Genomic DNA, 19,448 nt, shown 5'->3' on the forward strand with positions numbered 1-19,448 from the left:
GCGCGGCATGCACGTGATCCTGGTGCCCGGGTTCTGGCTCGACGCGAGTGCGTGGGACGACGTCGCTCCGGTGCTGGTCGAGGCCGGCCACTCGGTGCAGGCCGTGACCCGCGCGGGCGACTCGCTCGACGAACAGGTCGCGTCGCTCGTCGCGCTCCTCGACGAGGCCGCGACGGCCCAGGAGCCCGTCGTGCTCGCGGGTCACTCCGGCGCCGGGCCGATTGCCTACATGGCTGCGGACCAGCGGCCGTCGCTCGTGGCGCACCTGCTCTACGTCGACACCTTCCCCGGGCCCCAGGGCGGCTGCGTGAACGACGAGCTGCCCGTGGTCGACGGGGTCGTACCGCTGCCGTCCTGGGACGTCTGGGAGACACCGACGCTCCGCGGCATGACCGACGAGCTGCGGGAGCGGTTCGAGCGCGTCGCGATCCCCGAGCCGGCGTCCGTGCCCTCCGACCCCTTCCACTACTCGGACCCCGCGCGGCACACGATCCCGGCGACGGTGATCTCGTGCGAGATCCCGGCGACCGACCTCGCGCAGATGGTGAACGACCACCAGGCGTGGGCGGCCGAACTCGTGGCGACGGAGGAGCTCACGATCGTGGGGCTCGACACCGGGCACTGGCCGATGTTCACGGCGCCGCGGGAGCTCGGCGAGCTCATGGTGCAGGCGCTCACGCCGAAGCCGACCGACGGGCCGTAGGGCGCGGCGCCTCGGATCGGACGGTCAGTGGACGGCACGTGCCCCGACCGGCCCGTGGCCGCCGCGGCGAGGTTCGCTGACGCGGCGAGGTTCCACGACTCGCCGCGCCTGTGCCGTCGAGGTTCCGCAACCCGCCGCGCCTGTGCCGTCGAGGTTCCAACGGAGGTCGTCGTGAGCGGCGAGATGCCGGAATCCTGGAACCTCGATCATCCGCGAGGCGGGCCGCAGTCCGTGTACCGGTCCCGCACCGCGCCTCCCGGCGGAAGCGGGGCCGGCTCGCAGCCACCCGCCCGGCTTGCGACACGCCCGACGCTCGCGTAACGTTGTCCCCTGGTCCTCCGCGCCCGCGCGGAGAACAGCTCGTTCCAAGCCCTCCGACCGTCGCGTACGCCGCGGTCGCGCGGTGTCCGACGGCCCTTCGACAGGGTCACCGGGCCTGGGCGGTGCGCACAACCCCCTCGTCGGTCCCCGGACCAGCGCGTGCGCACCAGGCAAGTGACCTTGGGTGCGGTCGTCCGACCGCACGGTACTCAGGAGGAAACCATGGCAGCAGTGTGCCAGGTGACCGGCGCCACCCCCGGCTTCGGTCACAACATCTCGCACTCGCACCGCCGGACGAAGCGCCGCTTCGACCCGAACGTGCAGAAGAAGACGTACTACGTGCCCTCGCTTCGTCGTAACGTCACGCTCACGCTCAGCGCAAAGGGCATCAAGGTGATCGACGCACGCGGCATCGAGTCCGTCGTGAAGGATCTCCTCGCCCGTGGGGAGAAGATCTGATGGCGAAAAAGGGTCAGGACATCCGTCCGATCATCAAGCTCCGCTCCACGGCGGGGACCGGGTTCACGTACGTGACCAAGAAGAACCGTCGGAACAACCCCGATCGTCTCGTGCTCAAGAAGTACGACCCGGTGGTCCGCAAGCACGTCGACTTCCGTGAGGAGCGCTAAGCATGGCGAAGAAGAGCAAGATCGCGAAGAACAACCAGCGCGCCGAGGTCATCGCGCGCTACGCCGAGCGTCGCCTCGAGCTGAAGAAGGCCCTCGTGGACCCGAACGGCACCGACGAGTCGCGTGAGGCCGCCCGCGTCGGCCTGCAGAAGCTCCCGCGCGACGCGTCGCCGGTGCGCTACCGCAACCGCGACGCCATCGACGGTCGCCCCCGTGGCCACCTCGGTGAGTACGGCATCAGCCGTGTCCGCTTCCGCGACATGGCCCACCGTGGCGAGCTCCCCGGCATCACGAAGAGCTCCTGGTAAGCATCCGCTTCCCGTCGGACGCCCCGTCACCTGCTGGTGGCGGGGCGTTCGTGTCCCCACGGCGGGACGGTGGTCTTCCCCACGGGAGCGCCCGTGCTCGCTCGGCGGTGCCTGTGAGCGGGGTACACGGGTCGTCACATCGGCCACATCTGCCCCGCCAGACCCGCGACAGGCCCGGAAATCCGGGCGAGTCGGCCGGAATCGCCCTGGGTGGCTGGTAGGTTCGACCCCGGTTCCACGGGCATCGCGCCTGATGGCCCGACCGATACCGAAGAAGTCCGAGGAGGACATCCAATGGCTGACAAGTCCCTGAACCGTACCGAGCTCGTCGCTGCCGTCGCGCAGGAGTCCGGCCAGAGCCAGGCCACCGTGAACGGCGTCGTCGACGCGCTGTTCAGCGTCGTCTCGAGCTCGGTTGCCGACGGCACCAAGGTCACGATCCCCGGCTGGATCGCCTTCGAGAAGACCCACCGCGCCGCCCGCACCGGCCGCAACCCGCAGACGGGTGAGGCCATCGAGATCGCCGCGAGCGACTCGGTCAAGGTCAGCGCCGGCTCGAAGCTGAAGGCCGCTGTCAAGTAAGACGGTTCTGCTGGTGGGAGGGACGGCTGCGGCCGTCCCTTTCGCATGTCCGCTCTCGTCGCCACGTCCTCCCTCCACCGGCCTGGAGGCACGGATCGCCGCCCACAGCTCGTCCCACCGGGTTCTGTGGCCGGGTGGGCAGCGCCTAGGCTTGTCGGGTGAACCGGATCGCGCGCACCGTCGGCCCAGCCGTGCTGTTGCTCGCCGCGTTCTTCTCGCTGTTGGTCGCGCTCGTGATCGGCGGGGGAGCGAACCCCGCCCTCATCGCCGACCCCGGGGCCGTCGTGCGCTTCGGGCTGCCGATCGCGCGCGTCGTGGTCGACCTCTCCGCGGCGGCGACGATCGGCGGGCTCGCCCTCGCGACCGTGGGGTTCTCACGCACTGCTCCGGAGTGGGACCGCGCGATCGACGTGGCCGCCGCTGCCGCCGGGCTCTGGACGGTGGCCAGCGTCGTCGCGACGTTCTTCACGTTCCTCAGCGTGGCCGGGTCGCAGGTCTCGCTGGACGAGCAGTTCGGGCAGTCGATGGGGGTGTTCCTCACCGGGACGGACCTCGGGCTCGCGTGGCTCGTGACCGTCCTCGTCGCCGCCTCCGTGACGGTGCTCTGCTTCGCGGTCCGCGGTCGGGGCATGGTCGCCCTCACCACCGGCGTGGCGATGATCGGCCTCGTCCCGCTCGCGCAACAGGGGCACGCCGCCGGCACCGCGAGCCACGACGCCGCGGTCACCGCACTCGGCCTGCACCTCGTCGGCGCCGCGCTGTGGGTCGGCGGTCTCGTGATGGTCGTGCTCGTCCGACCGGTCCTGGACGGTGACCGGCTCCCGCTCGTCATCGGGCGGTACTCGAGCATCGCGCTCGGGTGCTTCGTGCTCGTCGCGGTGTCCGGGACGGCATCGGCACAGATCCGCGTCGGGACGTTCACGAACCTGCTCACGCCCTACGGCGTCCTCGTGCTCGTCAAGGTCGCGGCCATCGTCGCGATGGGGGTCATCGGCGCGGTCCAACGGCAGCGGACGATCCGTTCGCTGATCGCCCGTCCCGAGCGCAGCCGTGCGTTCTGGTCGCTCGTCGTGACGGAGCTCGCGGTGATGGGCGTCGCGTCCGGGTTCGCCGCGGCACTCGGCCGGACCGCCACGCCGACGGACCAGATCGCGCTGAGCAAGACCACCGACCCGACACCGGCCGAGCTCCTCACGGACGACCCGCTGCCGCACGCCCCGGGCGCCTGGGGCTGGTTGACCGCTTGGAACATCGACCTCTGCTGGTTCATGGCGGCCGTCCTGCTCGCCGCGACGTACGTGGCCGGTGTGCTACGGCTGCGTCGTCGCGGGGGGCACTGGCCCGTCCGACGCTCGGTCGCCGCGACGATCGCCCTCGTGTGCCTCGTGGTCGCGACCTCGGGTCCGCTGCACACCTACGACCGATTCCTGGTCTCCGCGAACGTCGGCGCCCACGTGCTGCTCGGGCTCGTCGTCCCCGCACTCGTCTGGGCGGCCGCGCCCGTCCGGCTCATCCGTGCGGCGGTCCATCCTCGGCGGGACGGCAGCACCGGCGTCCGGGAGTGGACGGCCGTGCTCGTCGACAACGGCGTCGTGCGCTACCTCGTCCAGCCGTTCCCGGCGTTCCTGCTGCTGGCGGCCGTCTGGTGGGCGTTCTTCGCCACGCAGGCACTGCGCTGGTCGGTGAGCGACGCCACCGGGCGGACCGTCATCGACGCGGTCTTCCTGCTCGTCGGACTCGTCGCGGTGCCCGGGCTGCTGACCCCGGTCGCGGCCGGTGCTCGGCGGCCTTCCTGGTCCGCGGCCGTCGTGCGGATCGTCGGCGGCGTCGTGGTCGCGGCGGGTCTCGTGTCACTCGGCATGGCGATGCAGGGGCCGCTCGGACTCCTGCAGGCCTCGTGGTTCGGGGCGATGGGCCGGACGTGGGGGCCCGACCCGTACACCGACCAGTCGCGTGCCGGCACGGTGCTCGTCGTCGCCGGGGCCGCGGTCGTGGTACTCGTCGTCGTGGTGGTGCTCGTGCGACTCCGGCGGGAGGGGGCTGCGACGGCGGGGGCAGCGACGGCCGCCGGGGCCGTGCCGGGGGCAGGGGCATCCGTCCCGTCGATCGTGGACGACGAGCCGGCCGGTCCGCGCCTCGGCGTCGATGTCTCGCCGGACGTTCGCGTGGTCCGTCGTCGAGACCGCGGTTCGACCTCGGGCCACGTCGAGGACCCGGACGACGACTTCGACGACGCGAGCGATGACAGCGGGCCTGACCCGGCGAACCACGCCAGCCACACCGACCAGGAGGGCGCGGAGGCGGGGGCGACCCGTGCCTCCCGGCCTGCCACCGGCCACGGGGCGGACACGACGTGACCGTCGAACTCAGCACCGAACAGCGCGCCGTCTTCGACTACATCGAGCACACCCGCGACCACGTCTTCATCACCGGACGTGCGGGGACCGGCAAGTCGACCCTGCTCAACCACCTGTCGTGGCACACCGAGAAGCAGGTCGTGATCTGCGCGCCGACGGGTGTCGCTGCGCTGAACGTGGGCGGGCAGACGATCCACTCGCTGTTCCGGCTGCCGATCGGGCTCATCGGCGACGCCGACCTGCGCCAGGGGCCGGACACGCGCAAGCTCCTCAACACGATCGACACCCTCGTGATCGACGAGGTCTCGATGGTGAACGCCGACCTCCTCGACGCGATGGACCGCTCGCTCCGCAAGGCCCGCGGGCGGCAGTTCGAGGCCTTCGGCGGGGTGCAGGTCGTCATGTTCGGCGACCCGTACCAGCTGCCGCCGGTGCCGGGCGACGGGGACGAACGCGCCTACTTCACCGACCACTACCGGTCGATGTGGTTCTTCGACGCGAAGGTGTGGCTCGAGGCGGAGCTGCACATCGTCGAGCTCGCGACCGTGCACCGGCAGCGTGACGACGCGTTCGCCGCCATGCTGACCGCCGTGCGGCACGGCCGGGTGACCGCGGACATCGCCGGGCAGCTCAACACGGCGGGGGCACGCCCGGCGCCGGACGACGCGATCACCCTCGCCACCCGGAACGACACCGTGGCCCGGATCAACAAGGCCGCGCTCGACCGGCTGCCCGGCAGGGTGAAGACCGCCCGGGCCGACGTCAACGGAGACTTCGGCGGACGGAACTTCCCTGCGGACGAAGCCCTCGAGTTGAAACCAGGGGCCCACGTGATGTTCCTCCGGAACGACCCGGACCAGCGCTGGGTGAACGGCACGCTCGGCGTCGTGACCACGATCCGCGACACGGTGTGGGTCGACGTCGACGGGGAGTCGTTCGAGGTCCAGCCGTCCGTGTGGGAGAAGTTCAAGTACTCCTACGACCCGGACAAGAAGGAACTCAAGAAGGACACCGTGGGGGAGTTCCAGCAGTTCCCGCTCCGGCTCGCCTGGGCGGTGACGATCCACAAGTCGCAGGGCAGCACCTACGACCGAGCCGTGGTGGACCTCGGCAACCGGGTGTTCAGCGCCGGGCAGACGTACGTCGCGTTGTCGCGGCTGACCTCCCTCGAGGGGCTGTACCTGACGAGGCCGCTGCGTCCACAGGACATCATCGTGGACCTCGACGTCCGGCGGTTCATGTCCGAGGCCCCGCGCGTGGTCGCGACCGAGCTCGAGGCACCGAAGCCGGCTGAGGGCTGAGCCGGGGTCGGGCGTCGGCCGGTCCGCGCACCCGCGCAGCTGGCGCATTCCGCGTCTGCACAACCGAAGTCCGACCGAACCGTTCCGATCCGCGGTTCCGATCGACTTCGGTCGTGCGGACGCCGGTCGCCGCCGGTCGCCGCCGGTCGGGCGCGGCTGCCGCGCGTCACACACGACGACGCCCCGCCGACCATGTGGTCAGCGGGGCGTCAGCGAGCGCGGAGTGTCAGCTGTGCGCGGCCTCGGCTCGCAGGGCGTCGAGGTTGTCGCGGTCGGCGCGGAGCGCGCGGAGGTTCTCACGGTCGGCAGCGAGCGCCGTGACGAGCAGCACGAAGCCGACGATCGCGTTGAAACCGTTGTCGACCGCGTTCAGCGCGAACACGTTGGCCGAGGTGTCCATGAAGAGGAAGCCGTAGAGCGCGAGCACCAGCAGGACGATGCCGGCGAGGAGGTTCAGGTTGCGCGACCCGATCGTGGTGCCCAGCCCACCGATGAGCATCGCGGCGGCGAGGAGCGTCCAGACGAGGCAGAGTGCCGGGTTCACGAGGAATACGCCCCAGAGGTACCCGCCGTCCTTCCCGAAGAAGGCGTGGCCGCCGTCGCCTGCGAAGAAGAAGCCCAGGACACCCCAGATCGCCAGGATCGCACCGACGGTCAGGGCGAGGCCCCGGTTCGGAGAAGCGGTGATGCCCGGTTCCTTGACTGCCACTTCGGTTTCCTCCTCGTACACGGCGGGCGACGAGTACGCCAGCGCGTTGCCAGCAGGCCGTCGTTCAGCCGTGTTCCCAGCGTTCGACCTGCTCGACAACGGTATCGTGTCGGACCCCGACCGACCGAATCGGGCGGCCCGCTCGCCCTCGTCCGCAGGACGCCCGCGGAAGCGGCCGACGAGCCGGACGACGACCCCTGCCAGCAGCGCCCCGAGGAGGACCAGACCGGTGACGCGAACACCTCTGCCAGGCCCCGTCGTCTCACGGCGGGGACGATGGGCGCTGCTCGCGGTTCTCGGGTTCGTGATCGTGCCTCTCGTGTACGCGGTCGCCGTCCTGACGCCGCTCGGCCAGCGGGCGGAGGACGCCGCGCTCGGCGGCGTCCGGGAGTCCGACCTGTTCGGGTCGGACACGGCACTGAACGTGATCTCGGTGCCGGTGATCCTGTTGCTCGTCGTCGTGATGGTCGCCGTCGCGTTCGCCCGCCGACGCCTGACGGTGGGGCTCGGAGCCGGCGTCGTCGTGCTCGCGTCGGCTGCGACCTCGACGCTCGTCAAACATATCGCCGTGCGCCCGGAGATCGCTCAGTCGGAGACGCCGAACTCGTTCCCCTCGGGGCATGCGACGATCGCGCTCGCCGCGCTGTTCGGCGTGCTCATGGTCACGCCCCGGCGGTTCCGGCCGGTCGTGACCCTCGTCGGCGCCGCCTACGCCGTCTTCGTCGCGAACCAGACCGTCGTGTACGGCTGGCACCGGGTGAGCGACATCGTGGGGGCCTCGGCGATCGCGCTCTTCTGGGTCGGCGTCGTCCGTGCCGTCGGGCCTCGGGTGGACCGGGGTGAGCGTGGCGACCGTGACGGGCGCCGCGGCCCCCGGCGGGTCGTGAGCGCGGTGCTGCTCATCGCCAGCGGGCTCGCGTTCGCGGTCGGCGTCGCAGCGCTGGCGGTCGGGTTCTCCGGCGCAGCGCACGACCACGCGGCGATCCTGCTCGCCGGCCGGTTGGCGTCGAGCGTCAGCATCCTCGCCGTCGTCACCGCGGTGTGGTTCGCGGACGGGATGCACAGCGCGCCCCGCACCGACGCCCCGTTCTCCTAGCGCTCGCGATCGTCACTGCTGTGGCGCGAGTCCGAGGTGTCGCGCGCGCGGACCCTCGAGGACGACGCCTGACCCGACGGCGCGCGGCCGGTGTCACGCTGAGCACGCTCACTCGTACCGCAGCGCGGCGACCGGAGCGCTTCGAACCGCGCGGGCGGCCGGGCCGACGGCGGCGGCGAGCCCGTTGACCACCGCGCCGGCGGCCACGGTCACGATCACCCACGCGGGGACGACCGGGGTGATCAGCTGCGCCTCCGGGGTCGCCCCGAGGAGCGTGTACGCACCGGACCAGCCGTACGCGGTGCCGAGCAGCACGCCGAGCAGGACGGCGACGGCGATGGTCATGGCCGTCTCGGTCAGCACGAGCGCCCGGACCTGTCGCCGCGACGTCCCGATGACCCGCAGCAACCCGAGCTCCCGCGTGCGCTGGGCGATCGTGAGCGCGGTCACGACGACCACCCCGGCGGCGGCGATGACGCCCGCGACACCGGTCAGGCTCGCGAACAGCACCGCGAGCTGGTCGAACTGCTCCTCGATGTCGCGGTAGTACACCGGGTCGGCCGCGGACTGCTGCTGGAGCATCCGCGCGTAGGTCCCGAAGCCGACCGCGAAGGTCACCATCAGGGTCACCGCGATGAGGAGCCCGACGGTCGCCCGGGCCGTCCGACGGGGGGACCGCAGTGAGTTCCGCGCGGCCATCGCCCCGATGACGCTCCGGGAGGCGCCAGCCGCGACGAGTCGGATCGTCGCGGGCACGAGCACGGGGGTGGCGATGACCACTCCGGTGAAGGACACGGCTCCGGCCGCGACGGCGAGGAGCAGCGCACTCACACTCGTCGCACCGAGCACGATCGCGGCTCCGATCCCCGCAGCACCGACCACGAAGAGCGCCGAGGCGACGAGCCAGCGCGATCGTGCGCCGGAGCCCTCGGGCGCGCTCTCCTCGGCGGCGGCGTCGAGGGCACGCAGCGGTGGGATCGTCAGCACCGCACGGGATCCGCGCCGGTACGCGGCCGTGGTGATCGTGGCGACCAGGACGGTCACCGGGACGACGGCGAGCGGCAGGAGCAGGCCGACCCCCGGCAGGACCGTAGCGACAGCGGCGAGTGCCAGCGCACCGTTCGCGACCACGACGCCGAGCACGGCTCCGACGACCGAGCCGACGACCCCGGCGACGAGGCCCGAGCGCGTGATCTGGCTCCGCAGCTGCGCACCCGTCGCCCCGAGCACGCGCTGCAGGGCGAGGCTCCTGGTCCGGCCCGCGATGACGGTCGCGCACGTGTTCGAGGCGACGACGGCGCTGACGTACAGCGCGATCCCGACGAAGACCCACGCGACCACGGGCAGGATCATCGCGACGGTGGCGGACTGGCCGGTGCGCTCGCCGAGTTCGACGACGCGTTCGGCGGCGGCCGAGCCCGTGACGACGAGCGTGCCGAGCCCGGTGGACAGCGCCGCGACGCCGAGCGTGGCACGGTCGTCGCGCAGCGCCAGCGGCGACCGACCGGATGACCGGCGACGGACCCCGTCACGGTGTCGTGACGGAGTCACTTCCCGTCCTCCGTGTTGGGCGTCCACGCGATCCAGCGGGTGCCCCTCGAGCTCATCGACCACGCGCCGCACTTCGTGACCTCCTGTGCGGCGTAGGGATCCGGAGCCTCGTCGAAGGTGAGCGACGGAGCGGACATGCGGGGGACCTGCTCACAGCGATCGGCGGTGACGCCGTCCTCCGTGGTGAAGAGCATGCTCTTCGGCGCCGTTGCCGGGTCGGAGCTCTTCGTCCCGACGACGGTCGAGATGTCGGTCGCGTCCGCCGGGAGCCAGCTCGGAGCGTCCCGGAGATCTGCACGACCGTCTGCGTGCAACCTCGCCTCGCCGTGCGCGGCGTCGGAGAACTGCGCGCAGCCGCTGAGGCCGAGGGCCCCTGCCGTGACAGCGCCCAGTGCGAGGACCTTCGTGATCGTGGAGTGCATGGGAGCCCTTTCCGTGGGTTCGCTTCCATGCTGCCGAGGCCGCCGGCATGTCGTATCCCACTGCGGGATGACCTGCGTCGGTCCTGCAGATGACGTCGTCGACCTGGCGGGAATGGACGGGCGTGCGCTACGTTGTACCCAGCAAGTCGATGCAAACGCATTGAAATGGCGAAGGGCAGCACACCATGCAGTTCGGGATCTTCACGGTCAGCGACGTCACGACCGACCCCACCACCGGGACGACCCCGGACGACACCCAGCGCGTGCGGGACATCCTCACGATCGCCGAGCACGCGGACCAGGCCGGCCTCGACGTCTTCGCGACCGGTGAGCACCACAACCCGCCGTTCGTCGCGTCGAGCCCGACGACGATGCTCGGCTACCTCGCCGGACGGACGAAGCACATCACGCTCTCGACCTCGACGACCCTCATCACGACGAACGACCCCGTGCGCATCGCCGAGGAGTACGCGATGCTCCAGGTCATCTCCGACGGCCGCATGGACCTCATGATGGGCCGCGGCAACACCGGCCCCGTCTACCCGTGGTTCGGGCAGGACATCCGGCAGGGTGTGAACCTCGCCATCGAGAACTACGCGCTCGTCCGGCAGCTCTGGGAGAACGACGTCGTCAACTGGCAGGGGAAGTTCCGCACGCCGCTGCAGGGCTTCACCTCGACCCCGAGGCCGCTCGACGGTGTCCCGCCCTTCGTCTGGCACGGCTCGATCCGCACGCCGGAGATCGCCGAGCAGGCCGCGTACTACGGCGACGGCTTCCTCCACAACAACATCTTCTGGCCGATCCAGCACACCGAGCAGATGGTCGGCCTGTACCGGCAGCGGTTCGAGCACTACGGGCACGGCCGTGCGGACCAGGCGATCGTCGGCCTCGGCGGACAGTTCTTCGCGCGGAAGAACTCGCAGGACGCGTGGGACGAGTTCCGCCCGTACTTCGACAACGCCCCGGTCTACGGCCACGGCCCCTCGATGGAGGACTTCACCGCGCAGACCCCGCTCACGGTGGGCTCGCCCCAGCAGGTCATCGACCGGTACGCCGCCATGAAGGACCACGTCGGTCACTACCAGCGCCAGCTGTTCCTGGTCGACCACGCCGGCCTGCCGCTGAAGACGGTCCTGGAGCAGATCGACATCCTCGCCGAGGACATCGTGCCGGAGCTCCGCAAGATCAACGACGAGGGGCGTCCGGCCGACGTGCCGTCGGATCCGCCGTCGCACGCGGACCGCGTGGCGGCGGCCCTGGCCGCCGGCACGGCGGGCAGTGACCACGTCGCAGCGGAGGACGAGTGGACGGGCGCGTCCGTCTGACGACGTGACGCGGAGACGGCTTGGAGGCGCGGTGCCAGCTGGCACCGCGCCTCCAGTCCGTCCGTCGGTCGCGTCCCGCGACCGGCGCTCCCGAGTCTCGGCCTCGCGGACAGAACTCGCGCGTCAGCCGCGCGGAAGTGTCCGCGGAGCCGAGTCTCGGCGAGCCCGTCGACGCGCCGGCCGCGCCGGCACGAGCTTGAGCCCGACGACGCAGCCGACGATCCCGGCGATGAAGAGCAGCCGGAGGAACGTCACCGGCTCCGCCCCCGTCGCCATGCCCCAGAGCACGGTCAGGGCGGCACCGGTCCCGGTCCACACCGCGTACGCCGTGCTGATCGGGATGTGCCGCAGCACGTACCCGAACGCGCCGAGGCTCACGGCGATCGTCGCTGCGAAGACCAGGCTCGGTCCGAGCCTGGTGAAGCCGTGGCTCTCGCCGAGCGCGGTCGCCCACACGGTCTCGAGTGCGGCACTGACGAACAGGACCACCCAGGCCACGTCAGCTCACCACCTTGAGGCCGACGACGCAGGCCACGAGCCCGAAGACGAGCGCCAGTCGGGCGAAGGACGCGGCCTCCTGCCGGCGGAGCACCGCCACGACGACGGTCAACGACGCCCCGATGCCGACCCACACGGCGTAGGCCGTGCCCACCGGGACGGCCGTCATGGCGTACGCGAGACCGACCATGCTGAGCGCCATGCCCACCACGAACACGACCGTGGGCACGACCTTCTTGAACCCGTCGGAGGCGCTGAGGGCGGTGGCCCACACGGCCTCGAGCACGCCCGACAGCACCAACACGATCCACGTCACGAGTGCTCCCTCCGGATAGTCGCACAACTGTACGACAAAGAAGGTAGCACAGCCGTGCGACCATGGCCTCGTGGCGAGGAGCATCGACGTCGGGGAACGGCGCCGCATCGTGTCCGACGCGGCCGCGCGGGTGCTCGCGCGGAACGGCCTCGGCGCGCTGAGCGTCCGCGGGGTCGCGGCCGAGGCCGGGCTGCCCCCGTCGACCGTCCGGTACGTGTTCCCCACGCAGGCGAGCGTCCGGACGCACGCGCTCGAGACCGTGTTCGACGCGACCGCCCGCCGGGTCGACGCGGTGCCCGACACGCTGTCGGACCGCGAACGAGCGCGCCGCATCCTGCTCGAGCTGCTGCCGCTCGACGAGGAGCGGCTCGTCGAGCTCGACGTGTACCTCGCCCTCGGCAACGCGGCACTGACCGACCCGGAGCTCCGGCCGGCGCTCGACCGGGTCGTGTCGGACATGCAGGAGTGGACCGAGCGCATCGTCCACCTCGTCGGGGTGCCGGACGCCGAACGGGCGTACGAGGCTCGTCGCCTGCACGCCCTCATCGACGGGCTCGCGATGCACGTGTCGCGACTGGCTCCGGGGGAGTCGGCGGACTGGGCGATCGAGCTCCTCGACCGGCACCTCGACGGGCTCGCGGCGCGCTGACGAGCCGGCCGCCGTCGACGTCGCCTATCCTTGCGCAGGTGACGCGCGCGACCGCCACGGCCACGACCCCCGCCCCCGCCCGGAGCCTCACCGGCCCGGGGCTCGTGCTGCTCGCCGTCATCGTGCTCCTCGGCGTCCGGATCGTCTCGCCGAGCGTCGGGTCCGCGGGTCTGCCGGACGTCGTGCAGGACTTCCTGACGCTCGCGATCAGCGTCGTCGTCGAGTCCCTGCCGTTCGTCGTGCTCGGCATCCTGCTGTCGATCGTCGTCGAGGTCTGGGTGCCCGTCGGGGTGCTCGAACGGATCCTGCCGCAGCGTGCCGTGCCCCGTCGTGCGGTGATCTCGCTCATCGGCATGCTGTTCCCGGTGTGCGAGTGCGGCAACGTCCCCCTCGCCCGCGGCCTCATGCTCCGCGGGTTCACCCCCGCCGAGGCAGTCACGTTCCTCGTCGCCGCGCCGATCCTCAACCCGCTCGTGATCATCAGCACCGCGCAGGCGTTCGGCTGGTCCGGCTGGATCCTCCCGGTGCGGATCGTCGGCGGGTTCGTCATCGCGAACCTCGTCGGCTGGATCGTCGCCGCCCACCGACGCCCGGCCGACCTGCTGCTGCCCGCGTTCGAGGCCCGGTGCCGCGCGGCCGTCGGGGCGCCCCGCTCCCGGAACCGCTGGCGGGACAGCGCGGCGCAGTTCGGCGGTGAGACCGCGACGATGATGCCCGCCCTCTTCGTCGGCGCCGGACTGGCCGCGGCGATCCAGGTCGCCGTGCCCCGCTCGACGCTCGTGGCGATCGGCGCGAACCCCGTGCTGTCCGTCGGCGCGATGATGCTCCTCGCGATGACGGTGTCGCTCTGCTCGAACGTCGACGCCTTCTTCGCCCTGTCGTTCGCGTCGACGTTCCTGCCCGGGTCGATCACGGCGTTCCTCATCATCGGCCCGATCATCGACGTCAAGATGATCGCCCTCCTCCGCACGACGTTCCGCGCACGCTTCCTCGTGCTGCTCGCCGTCGTCTGCGTCCTGTTCGCCGCGACCGTCGGGTTGGTGATGAATGTCCTCGTCTGAGTCGACGGCGCCCGCCGCCCTGGGGCTCGGGTCCGTCCTCGCGGTCGCGTTGTGCACGCTCTGGCTGGCGCTGGTCGGGCACCTCGACCTCTACATCAACCCGCGGTACGCGGTCTTCACGATCGTGCTCGCCGTGCTCGCCGTGCCGGCGGCGGTCGCCGGGCTCGTCGTCGTCGCGCGCGGCCACGGGCACACGCACGGCGACGAGCCGGCCGGCGGCGGACACACGCACGACGAGGCGGCCGACGGTGCGCCCGCTCCCGCGGGCCCGGCAGCGGGACCGCACGACCGCGGCGGTCGGCCGGGAGGCGCGGGTCGCCGCACACGCGCCGTCCTCGGCTGGGCGGCGGCAGCCGTCACGGTCGGGGTCACGGTCGCCATGCTCGTCCTGCCGCCGACGACCCTGTCCGCCCGGACCGCGCAGCAGCGGAGCGTCGACGCCGCCACCCTCTCGAACGCCACCGGCACGCAGGGCGTCGCGCTCCTCGGCAGCGACGCCGTCGACACGTCCGACTACGGCGTGAAGGACTGGGCCGCCCTGATCCGCCAGACCACCGACACGAGCGCGCTCGTCGGCAAGCGGGTGGAGCTCACGGGCTTCGTCGTCCCCGCCGGTGACGGCTCGTTCACGCTCACCCGCTTCGTGATCAGCTGCTGCGCGGTCGACGCCCAACCCGTCGGCCTCGGCGTCACCATGAGCGGCGCCGTCCCCGACGCCGACCGGTGGGTGACCGTGCGGGGATCGCTCGTCGCCAACCCCGACCAGTCCGCCGCCGCCAGGATCGTCGTCAAGGCGTCCTCGGTCCGACAGATCGCGCAGCCGAGTGACCCCTACGAGTACTAACCACGACCGTCGCCCCCGCCGCGACCGCTTCCGCGCCCGGTACCTCGCCGTCACGGTGGTGCTCGTCGTCGTCGGCACGCTCGCCGCGGTCGTCGGGTCGCAGCAGGGTCCGCGCCTCCGGGACGTCACCTACGACGCCACCGGGCTCGTGTCGAAGCCGGCGCAGCGGGTGATCCTCACCGCGAACCAGGCCCTGCAGCCGGTCCGGGCCGCGGACGTGCGGGTCCGGCCGGCGGCAGCGCACACGGTCACCTCGAGCGGCAACACGATCGCGGTCGAGTTCGCCGGACCCCTGGCGTACGACCGGTCGTACGAGATCGCCGTGTCCGGGGTCCGTGCTCCGGGGCAGTCCTCGACGGCGACCCTCCGCGCCGAGGTCCGGACCGGGAGCACCGACGTCCTCGCGCTCGTGCCCTCCGGGTCGGACGGCGGCAAGGACCGGATCGTCCGACGCTCGCTCGACGCCGGCGGCGCCACGACGGTGTACGCCGACACCGGGATCACGGAGTTCACACGTCTCGGTCGCTCGCTGGTCGTCGTGCGCGATGCCGGCCGGGGCGCGTCGGCCGTCGACGTCGTCCCGCTCACCGGCGGCGTGCAGGACGACACCGTCCCGGTCGAGCACCTCACGCTGCCGACCTCCGCCGGCCGGGTGACCGCCCTGCACGCTGCCGACGACGGCGCCTCGTTCGGCTTCGAGTACGCCGACACCTCGTCGGGGCGCTCCGCGGACGTCGGGCTCTACGTCGTCGACATGACCGGGACGCACATGCCGACCGCGATCGCGGCCGACGGGAAGCCGACGACGGGTGCCGTGCCGATGACGGTCGGCCAGTGGGCGTACGTGCCCCGGACCGAGAGCGCCCTCGTCCGCACCAGCGGCGACGACCTCGTGCTCGTCGACATGAGCGGAGCGGCAGCAGCGGTCCGGCTCGGCAGCGCCACCACCCTGCACGGCTTCGTCGGCTCGGGCACCACGGCGGTCGTCGAGACCGGCACCGGCATCGAGTACCTCGACCTGACCGACGGCGCCCGGACACCGGTCGCCACCCCGGCGGGCAGCACCGACGCGCCCTACCTCGGCCGGATCGCGCCGCTCACCGACGCGACCTACCTGCGTGTGGTGGGCACCGTCCGTGCCGACGGGACGCTCGACCAACGCATCCTCCGTGTCGAGGCGACCCGCGCCTCCCGGCTGGCGGTGACGCTGCCCGCGGACGCGGGCGTCACGGCGGTGTGCCCCTCCCCGAACGGGCAGTTCGCCGCCGTCGTCACCCGCTCGGCCACCAGCGACCTGGTCAGCATCGTCGACGCGACCTCCGGCGCGCTCGAGGCGAGCGTCGAGGCGTCCACGGTCGACTGGTGCGGTGCGCTCCCGACGGGCGACGAGGTCGGTTAGCGCCGACGGAGCGTGTTCTTCGGGTACTCGCCGAAACGCTGCAGGAACTCGCTCGAGAACCGGCCCATGTGGCTGAAGCCCCAGCGTCGCGCGACGTCGGCGACCGTGGTCTCCTCGATGGAGGAGTGGAGCAGCTCCTCGTGGGCACGGCGGAGTCGGACCTCGCGGAGGTACTGCATCGGCGTCCGGTCGAGTGCCCGCTGGAAGGACTCCTGCAGGCCGCGCACGCTGAGGTCCGCGGCGCGCGCGATGTCCGACACCGTGAGCGGCAGGGCGGCGTGCCCGTGGATGTAGTCGACCGCTGCCCGCACCCGCCGGTTGCTCCGGGCACCGAAGTGGTCGGGCAGCTTCGGCGCCTGGAACCGGTAGAGGCCGAGGAGTGCCCGGGCGACCCCGCGCTGCGCCTCGTGCCACGCGAGCGATCCCGCACCGTCCTCCCGGAACGCGTGCACCGCACCCGCCACCGACCGCTGCCACTGCTGGATCGCTGGTGCGTCCGGTTCGACCCCGCGCTGGAAGCCGAGCGTGCCGTCGACGAGGTACTGCTCGGCCGCGACGTCGAGCACGAGGTCGCGGCGGAGGTGCACGAGCCGCTGGTCCCAGTCGCGGTACTCCATCTCGAAGCGCTGCTCGATCGGGAAGATCACCGGGACGCCGTGTCGCATGGGCGTCGCGTCGCGGTGGGTGTCGACGGTCGCGGTTCCGGAGTCGATCCACTGGACGACGACCTCGCCCTCGACGGCGACGTCGCCGCGGAGGTAGCCGTGCATCTGGGAGCGTCTGACGCTCATGCGGTCGTCGCCGATGCCGGCGTAGCGGTACCAGTAGTCATCGTCGACGTGGGCGGAGTACCACTGCTTGCCGGCGTACATCCCGGCGAGGTCGCGGATGGCAGAGTCCGTGTCGCTGCCGGCCACGGACACGAGCGCCGAGGTGGTGGGGGTGCAGGTTGTGGACATTCCCCCACTGTCCTCCCGGTGGACCGCTCCGTCGACCCGTCTGCGTCCCCTGGACGACGGCGGCGCGGTCTGCGGATGATCGCACGGCGCGTCGTGTCCACCACGACCGGGGGAACGGACGGGAGGCGCGTGACGGACCCGCCACGCGCCTCCCGTCCGTCCCTCGGCCGCGTCAGGCGAGCGTGGCGGCGTCGATCACGAAGCGGTACCGGACGTCCGAGGCGAGCACCCGCTCGTACGCCTCGTTGATCTGGTCGGCGCTGATGAGCTCGGTCTCCGGCAGGATGCCCTTCTCGGCGCAGAAGTCGAGCATCTCCTGGGTCTCTCGGATGCCGCCGATCGCCGAGCCCGCCCAGCTGAGGCGGCGCGGGATGAGGGCGAACGCCGGCACCTCGAGCGGCTCGGACGGCGCACCGACGTTCACCATCGTGCCGTCGACCTTGAGGAGCCCGAGGTAGGAGGCCATCGGGATCTTCGCCGAGACGGTGTTGATGATGAGCTCGAACGAGTTCGCGAGCTTCTCGAACGTCTCCGGGTCCTTCGTCGCGTAGTGGGCCTTCGCGCCGTAGCGGAGCGAGTCCTCCTGCTTCGACGTCGTCTGTGACAGGACGGTGACCTCGGCGCCGAGCGCGACCGCGATCTTCACGGCCATGTGGCCGAGGCCGCCCATGCCGATCACGGCGACCTTCGAGCCGGGGCCGACGCCCCAGTGGTGCAGCGGCGAGTACGTGGTGATGCCGGCGCAGAGCAGCGGCGCGACCTTCTCGATGTCGAGCGACTCGGGCACGCGGAGCACGAAGTCCTCGTTCACGACGATCGCCTGCGAGTAGCCGCCCTGGGTGATGCTGCCGTCGGCCGGGTCGACGCCCGCGTAGGTCTGGATGTTGCCCTTGAGGCAGTACTGCTCCTCGCCCTTGACGCAGTTCTCGCACTCGCCGCAGGAGTTCACCATGCAGCCGACGCCGACGCGGTCGCCGACCTGGTGCTTCGTGACGTCGGAGCCGACGGCGGAGACGTGGCCGACGATCTCGTGACCGACGACCTGCGGGTACTGGATCTCGCCCCACTCACCGCGGACGGTGTGGATGTCCGAGTGGCAGATGCCGGCGTAGGCGATGTCGATCTCGACGTCGTTCGGGCCGAGGTCGCGGCGGGTGATGGTGGTCTTGACGAGCGGCTCCGTGGCGGACGGGGCTGCGTAGGCGTTGACGGTGCGCAATGGTCTCCTCGTGGGGTGGGTCGATCGCTGACGGGCCGGGTGCGACCCCTCGCGAACGGGGCCGTCTCCGGTCCCGCGGGAAGGGGACGCCGTCGGCCCCGGACCAGTGTGCTCCTGCGTGCTGCGGACAGCGTGGTACCGGTGGGGTACCCCTCCTGTGCGCCCCCTCAGGCCATCCGGGCGAGTCGCGAGCCCGCGATCGTCGCGAACCGCAGCGGGTCGCTGAGCGCGTCGTCCGGCTCACCCGTGGTCTGCGTCGCGATCACCGTCAGCGAGGCCGCGGCGGCGAAGGCGTCCAGCGGAGCCTCGATCGCCCCGGCGACGAGCATCGCCCGAGCGCCCGGTGCGTGCTGCCCGACGAGTTCGTGCACGACCGAGACCACCTTGCCCACCGCGCTCTGCCCGTCGAACCGTCCCTCGCCCGTGACCACGACGTCGGCGCCGTCGAGCAGCTCCGGCAGGTTCAGGACCTCGGCGACGCCGTCCGCACCGCGCACGAGGGTCGCACCCCACGCGAGCAGCCCGAACCCGACGCCACCAGCGGCCCCGGCCCCGGGGGTCGCCGGGTCGACGTGGGGGAAGCGTGCGGCGAACGCCGACAGTCGGGCGTCGAACTCGGCCACGCGCTCGGGGGCGATGCCCTTCTGGGGTCCGAAGACGGCAGCGGCACCGGTCGGCCCGACGAGCGGCGAGGTGACGTCGGTGAGGACCGTCACGCCGTCGCGGGGGAGTGCCCGGTCACCGAGGACGTCGAGCACCGGTGCGCCCCCGTCCGTCGAGGCACTGCCCCCGATGCCGAGGACGAGCCCGCGCACCCCGGCGTCGAGCGCGGCGGCGATCGCCTCGCCGAAACCCCGCGAGGTCGCGGTGTCCGGCAGCAGGTCGCCGCCGAGCAACGGCAGACCGCTCGTCGCCGCGAGCTCGACCACCCCGCGTCCGTCGGGGAGGAGCAGCCACGCGGCCTCGACGGACTCGCCCGCGGGGCCGGTCACCGTCACGGGCTGCCGGACCGCCCCGGGGAACGCGGTCGCGAAGGCGTCGAGCGTCCCCTCGCCACCGTCGGCCATCGGCGCGAGGACCAGGTCGTCGTCCGGCCGCTCGGTGCGCCATCCGTCGGCGATCGCCGCAGCCACGGACGCCGCGGTCGCGGTGCCCTTGAACGAGTCCGGAGCCACCACGATGCGCACCCGACCACCGTA

21 protein-coding genes are annotated in these 19,448 nt (G+C 72.0%); 13 read left to right on the forward strand and 8 right to left on the reverse strand.

What is annotated here, in order from left to right; translation table 11 throughout:
• Nucleotides 1-7 precede the first annotated feature (7 nt).
• The 7 genes from ABC270_RS03530 (at nt 8) to ABC270_RS03560 (ending at nt 6,201) form a co-directional block, all read left to right on the forward strand.
• Entirely contained in the window at nt 8-703 is a 696-nt protein-coding gene (locus tag ABC270_RS03530; RefSeq protein ID WP_412879534.1) for an alpha/beta fold hydrolase, read from the forward strand.
• 543 nt (nt 704-1,246) lie between these two features.
• Complete coding sequence (gene rpmB, locus ABC270_RS03535) at nt 1,247-1,483, forward strand: 50S ribosomal protein L28 (RefSeq protein WP_022903747.1); 237 nt, start codon at nt 1,247-1,249, stop codon at nt 1,481-1,483.
• The gene (rpmG, locus tag ABC270_RS03540) at nt 1,483-1,653 is read left to right on the forward strand and encodes a 50S ribosomal protein L33 (RefSeq protein ID WP_022903746.1); all 171 of its coding nucleotides are present in this window, start codon (nt 1,483-1,485) and stop codon (nt 1,651-1,653) included. The genes rpmB and rpmG overlap by 1 nt, the downstream gene beginning before the upstream one ends.
• A gap of 2 nt (nt 1,654-1,655) precedes the next feature.
• Nucleotides 1,656-1,961, forward strand: coding sequence for a 30S ribosomal protein S14 (gene rpsN / locus ABC270_RS03545; protein WP_022903745.1), 306 nt, complete (start codon nt 1,656-1,658; stop codon nt 1,959-1,961).
• Between the two features lie 294 nt (nt 1,962-2,255).
• Entirely contained in the window at nt 2,256-2,543 is a 288-nt protein-coding gene (locus ABC270_RS03550; protein WP_022903744.1) for an HU family DNA-binding protein, read from the forward strand.
• 158 nt (nt 2,544-2,701) lie between these two features.
• A complete protein-coding gene (locus ABC270_RS03555; protein ID WP_412879535.1) occupies nt 2,702-4,900 on the forward strand; it encodes a bifunctional copper resistance protein CopD/cytochrome c oxidase assembly protein in 2,199 nt (732 codons plus the stop codon).
• Nucleotides 4,897-6,201 (forward strand): ATP-dependent DNA helicase, encoded by a 1,305-nt coding sequence (locus ABC270_RS03560; protein ID WP_412879536.1) that lies wholly within the window; start codon nt 4,897-4,899, stop codon nt 6,199-6,201. Before ABC270_RS03555 ends, ABC270_RS03560 begins: the two co-directional genes overlap by 4 nt.
• Before the next feature lie 226 nt (nt 6,202-6,427).
• Here ABC270_RS03560 and ABC270_RS03565 read toward each other — a convergent pair whose 3' ends face one another.
• A complete protein-coding gene (locus ABC270_RS03565; protein WP_412879537.1) occupies nt 6,428-6,910 on the reverse strand; it encodes a DUF4383 domain-containing protein in 483 nt (160 codons plus the stop codon).
• Between the two features lie 310 nt (nt 6,911-7,220).
• Between ABC270_RS03565 and ABC270_RS03570 the strand changes: the two genes are divergently transcribed.
• Entirely contained in the window at nt 7,221-8,006 is a 786-nt protein-coding gene (locus tag ABC270_RS03570) for a phosphatase PAP2 family protein (protein ID WP_412879538.1), read from the forward strand.
• A 108-nt stretch (nt 8,007-8,114) separates the two neighbouring features.
• On the opposite strand, the gene ABC270_RS03575 is transcribed toward ABC270_RS03570, so the two are convergent.
• Together ABC270_RS03575 and ABC270_RS03580 are read right to left on the reverse strand one after the other, a co-directional pair.
• Entirely contained in the window at nt 8,115-9,557 is a 1,443-nt protein-coding gene (locus ABC270_RS03575; protein WP_412879539.1) for an FtsX-like permease family protein, read from the reverse strand.
• Nucleotides 9,554-9,979, reverse strand: a complete 426-nt coding sequence (locus ABC270_RS03580) for a hypothetical protein (RefSeq protein WP_412879540.1) — start codon at nt 9,977-9,979, stop codon at nt 9,554-9,556. Before ABC270_RS03580 ends, ABC270_RS03575 begins: the two co-directional genes overlap by 4 nt.
• Nucleotides 9,980-10,164: 185 nt before the next feature.
• On the opposite strand from ABC270_RS03580, the gene ABC270_RS03585 reads away from it, so the two are divergent.
• Nucleotides 10,165-11,304 (forward strand): CE1758 family FMN-dependent luciferase-like monooxygenase, encoded by a 1,140-nt coding sequence (locus tag ABC270_RS03585; RefSeq protein WP_412879541.1) that lies wholly within the window; start codon nt 10,165-10,167, stop codon nt 11,302-11,304.
• A gap of 123 nt (nt 11,305-11,427) precedes the next feature.
• Here ABC270_RS03585 and ABC270_RS03590 read toward each other — a convergent pair whose 3' ends face one another.
• Nucleotides 11,428-11,802, reverse strand: a complete 375-nt coding sequence (locus ABC270_RS03590) for a DMT family transporter (RefSeq protein ID WP_412879542.1) — start codon at nt 11,800-11,802, stop codon at nt 11,428-11,430.
• A 1-nt stretch (nt 11,803) separates the two neighbouring features.
• Nucleotides 11,804-12,118 carry a DMT family transporter gene (locus tag ABC270_RS03595; RefSeq protein ID WP_412879543.1) on the reverse strand — a complete coding sequence of 105 codons (315 nt, stop codon included), beginning with the start codon at nt 12,116-12,118 and terminating at the stop codon, nt 11,804-11,806.
• Between the two features lie 70 nt (nt 12,119-12,188).
• On the opposite strand from ABC270_RS03595, the gene ABC270_RS03600 reads away from it, so the two are divergent.
• Genes ABC270_RS03600 through ABC270_RS03615 form a run of 4 tightly spaced genes read left to right on the forward strand, consistent with a single transcriptional unit; the run spans nt 12,189 to nt 16,071 of the window.
• Nucleotides 12,189-12,767 carry a TetR/AcrR family transcriptional regulator gene (locus ABC270_RS03600; protein ID WP_412879544.1) on the forward strand — a complete coding sequence of 193 codons (579 nt, stop codon included), beginning with the start codon at nt 12,189-12,191 and terminating at the stop codon, nt 12,765-12,767.
• Nucleotides 12,768-12,805: 38 nt separating this feature from the next.
• Nucleotides 12,806-13,828 carry a permease gene (locus ABC270_RS03605; RefSeq protein WP_412879545.1) on the forward strand — a complete coding sequence of 341 codons (1,023 nt, stop codon included), beginning with the start codon at nt 12,806-12,808 and terminating at the stop codon, nt 13,826-13,828.
• Entirely contained in the window at nt 13,815-14,672 is an 858-nt protein-coding gene (locus ABC270_RS03610) for a TIGR03943 family putative permease subunit (protein ID WP_412879546.1), read from the forward strand. Before ABC270_RS03605 ends, ABC270_RS03610 begins: the two co-directional genes overlap by 14 nt.
• Entirely contained in the window at nt 14,653-16,071 is a 1,419-nt protein-coding gene (locus ABC270_RS03615; protein ID WP_412879547.1) for a hypothetical protein, read from the forward strand. The genes ABC270_RS03610 and ABC270_RS03615 overlap by 20 nt, the downstream gene beginning before the upstream one ends.
• On the opposite strand, the gene ABC270_RS03620 is transcribed toward ABC270_RS03615, so the two are convergent.
• The 3 genes from ABC270_RS03620 to ABC270_RS03630 form a co-directional block, all read right to left on the reverse strand.
• Nucleotides 16,068-17,030 carry a helix-turn-helix transcriptional regulator gene (locus tag ABC270_RS03620; protein WP_412879548.1) on the reverse strand — a complete coding sequence of 321 codons (963 nt, stop codon included), beginning with the start codon at nt 17,028-17,030 and terminating at the stop codon, nt 16,068-16,070. The genes ABC270_RS03615 and ABC270_RS03620 overlap by 4 nt on opposite strands.
• Before the next feature lie 172 nt (nt 17,031-17,202).
• On the reverse strand, nt 17,203-18,249 hold the full coding sequence (locus tag ABC270_RS03625; protein WP_412879549.1) for an NAD(P)-dependent alcohol dehydrogenase: 1,047 nt from the start codon (nt 18,247-18,249) through the stop codon (nt 17,203-17,205).
• A 167-nt stretch (nt 18,250-18,416) separates the two neighbouring features.
• Nucleotides 18,417-19,436, reverse strand: coding sequence for a glycerate kinase (locus ABC270_RS03630; protein ID WP_412879550.1), 1,020 nt, complete (start codon nt 19,434-19,436; stop codon nt 18,417-18,419).
• Nucleotides 19,437-19,448: the final 12 nt, after the last annotated feature.

It is taken from the genome of Curtobacterium phoenicis (assembly GCF_047238015.1).
Lineage (GTDB): Bacteria > Actinomycetota > Actinomycetes > Actinomycetales > Microbacteriaceae > Curtobacterium.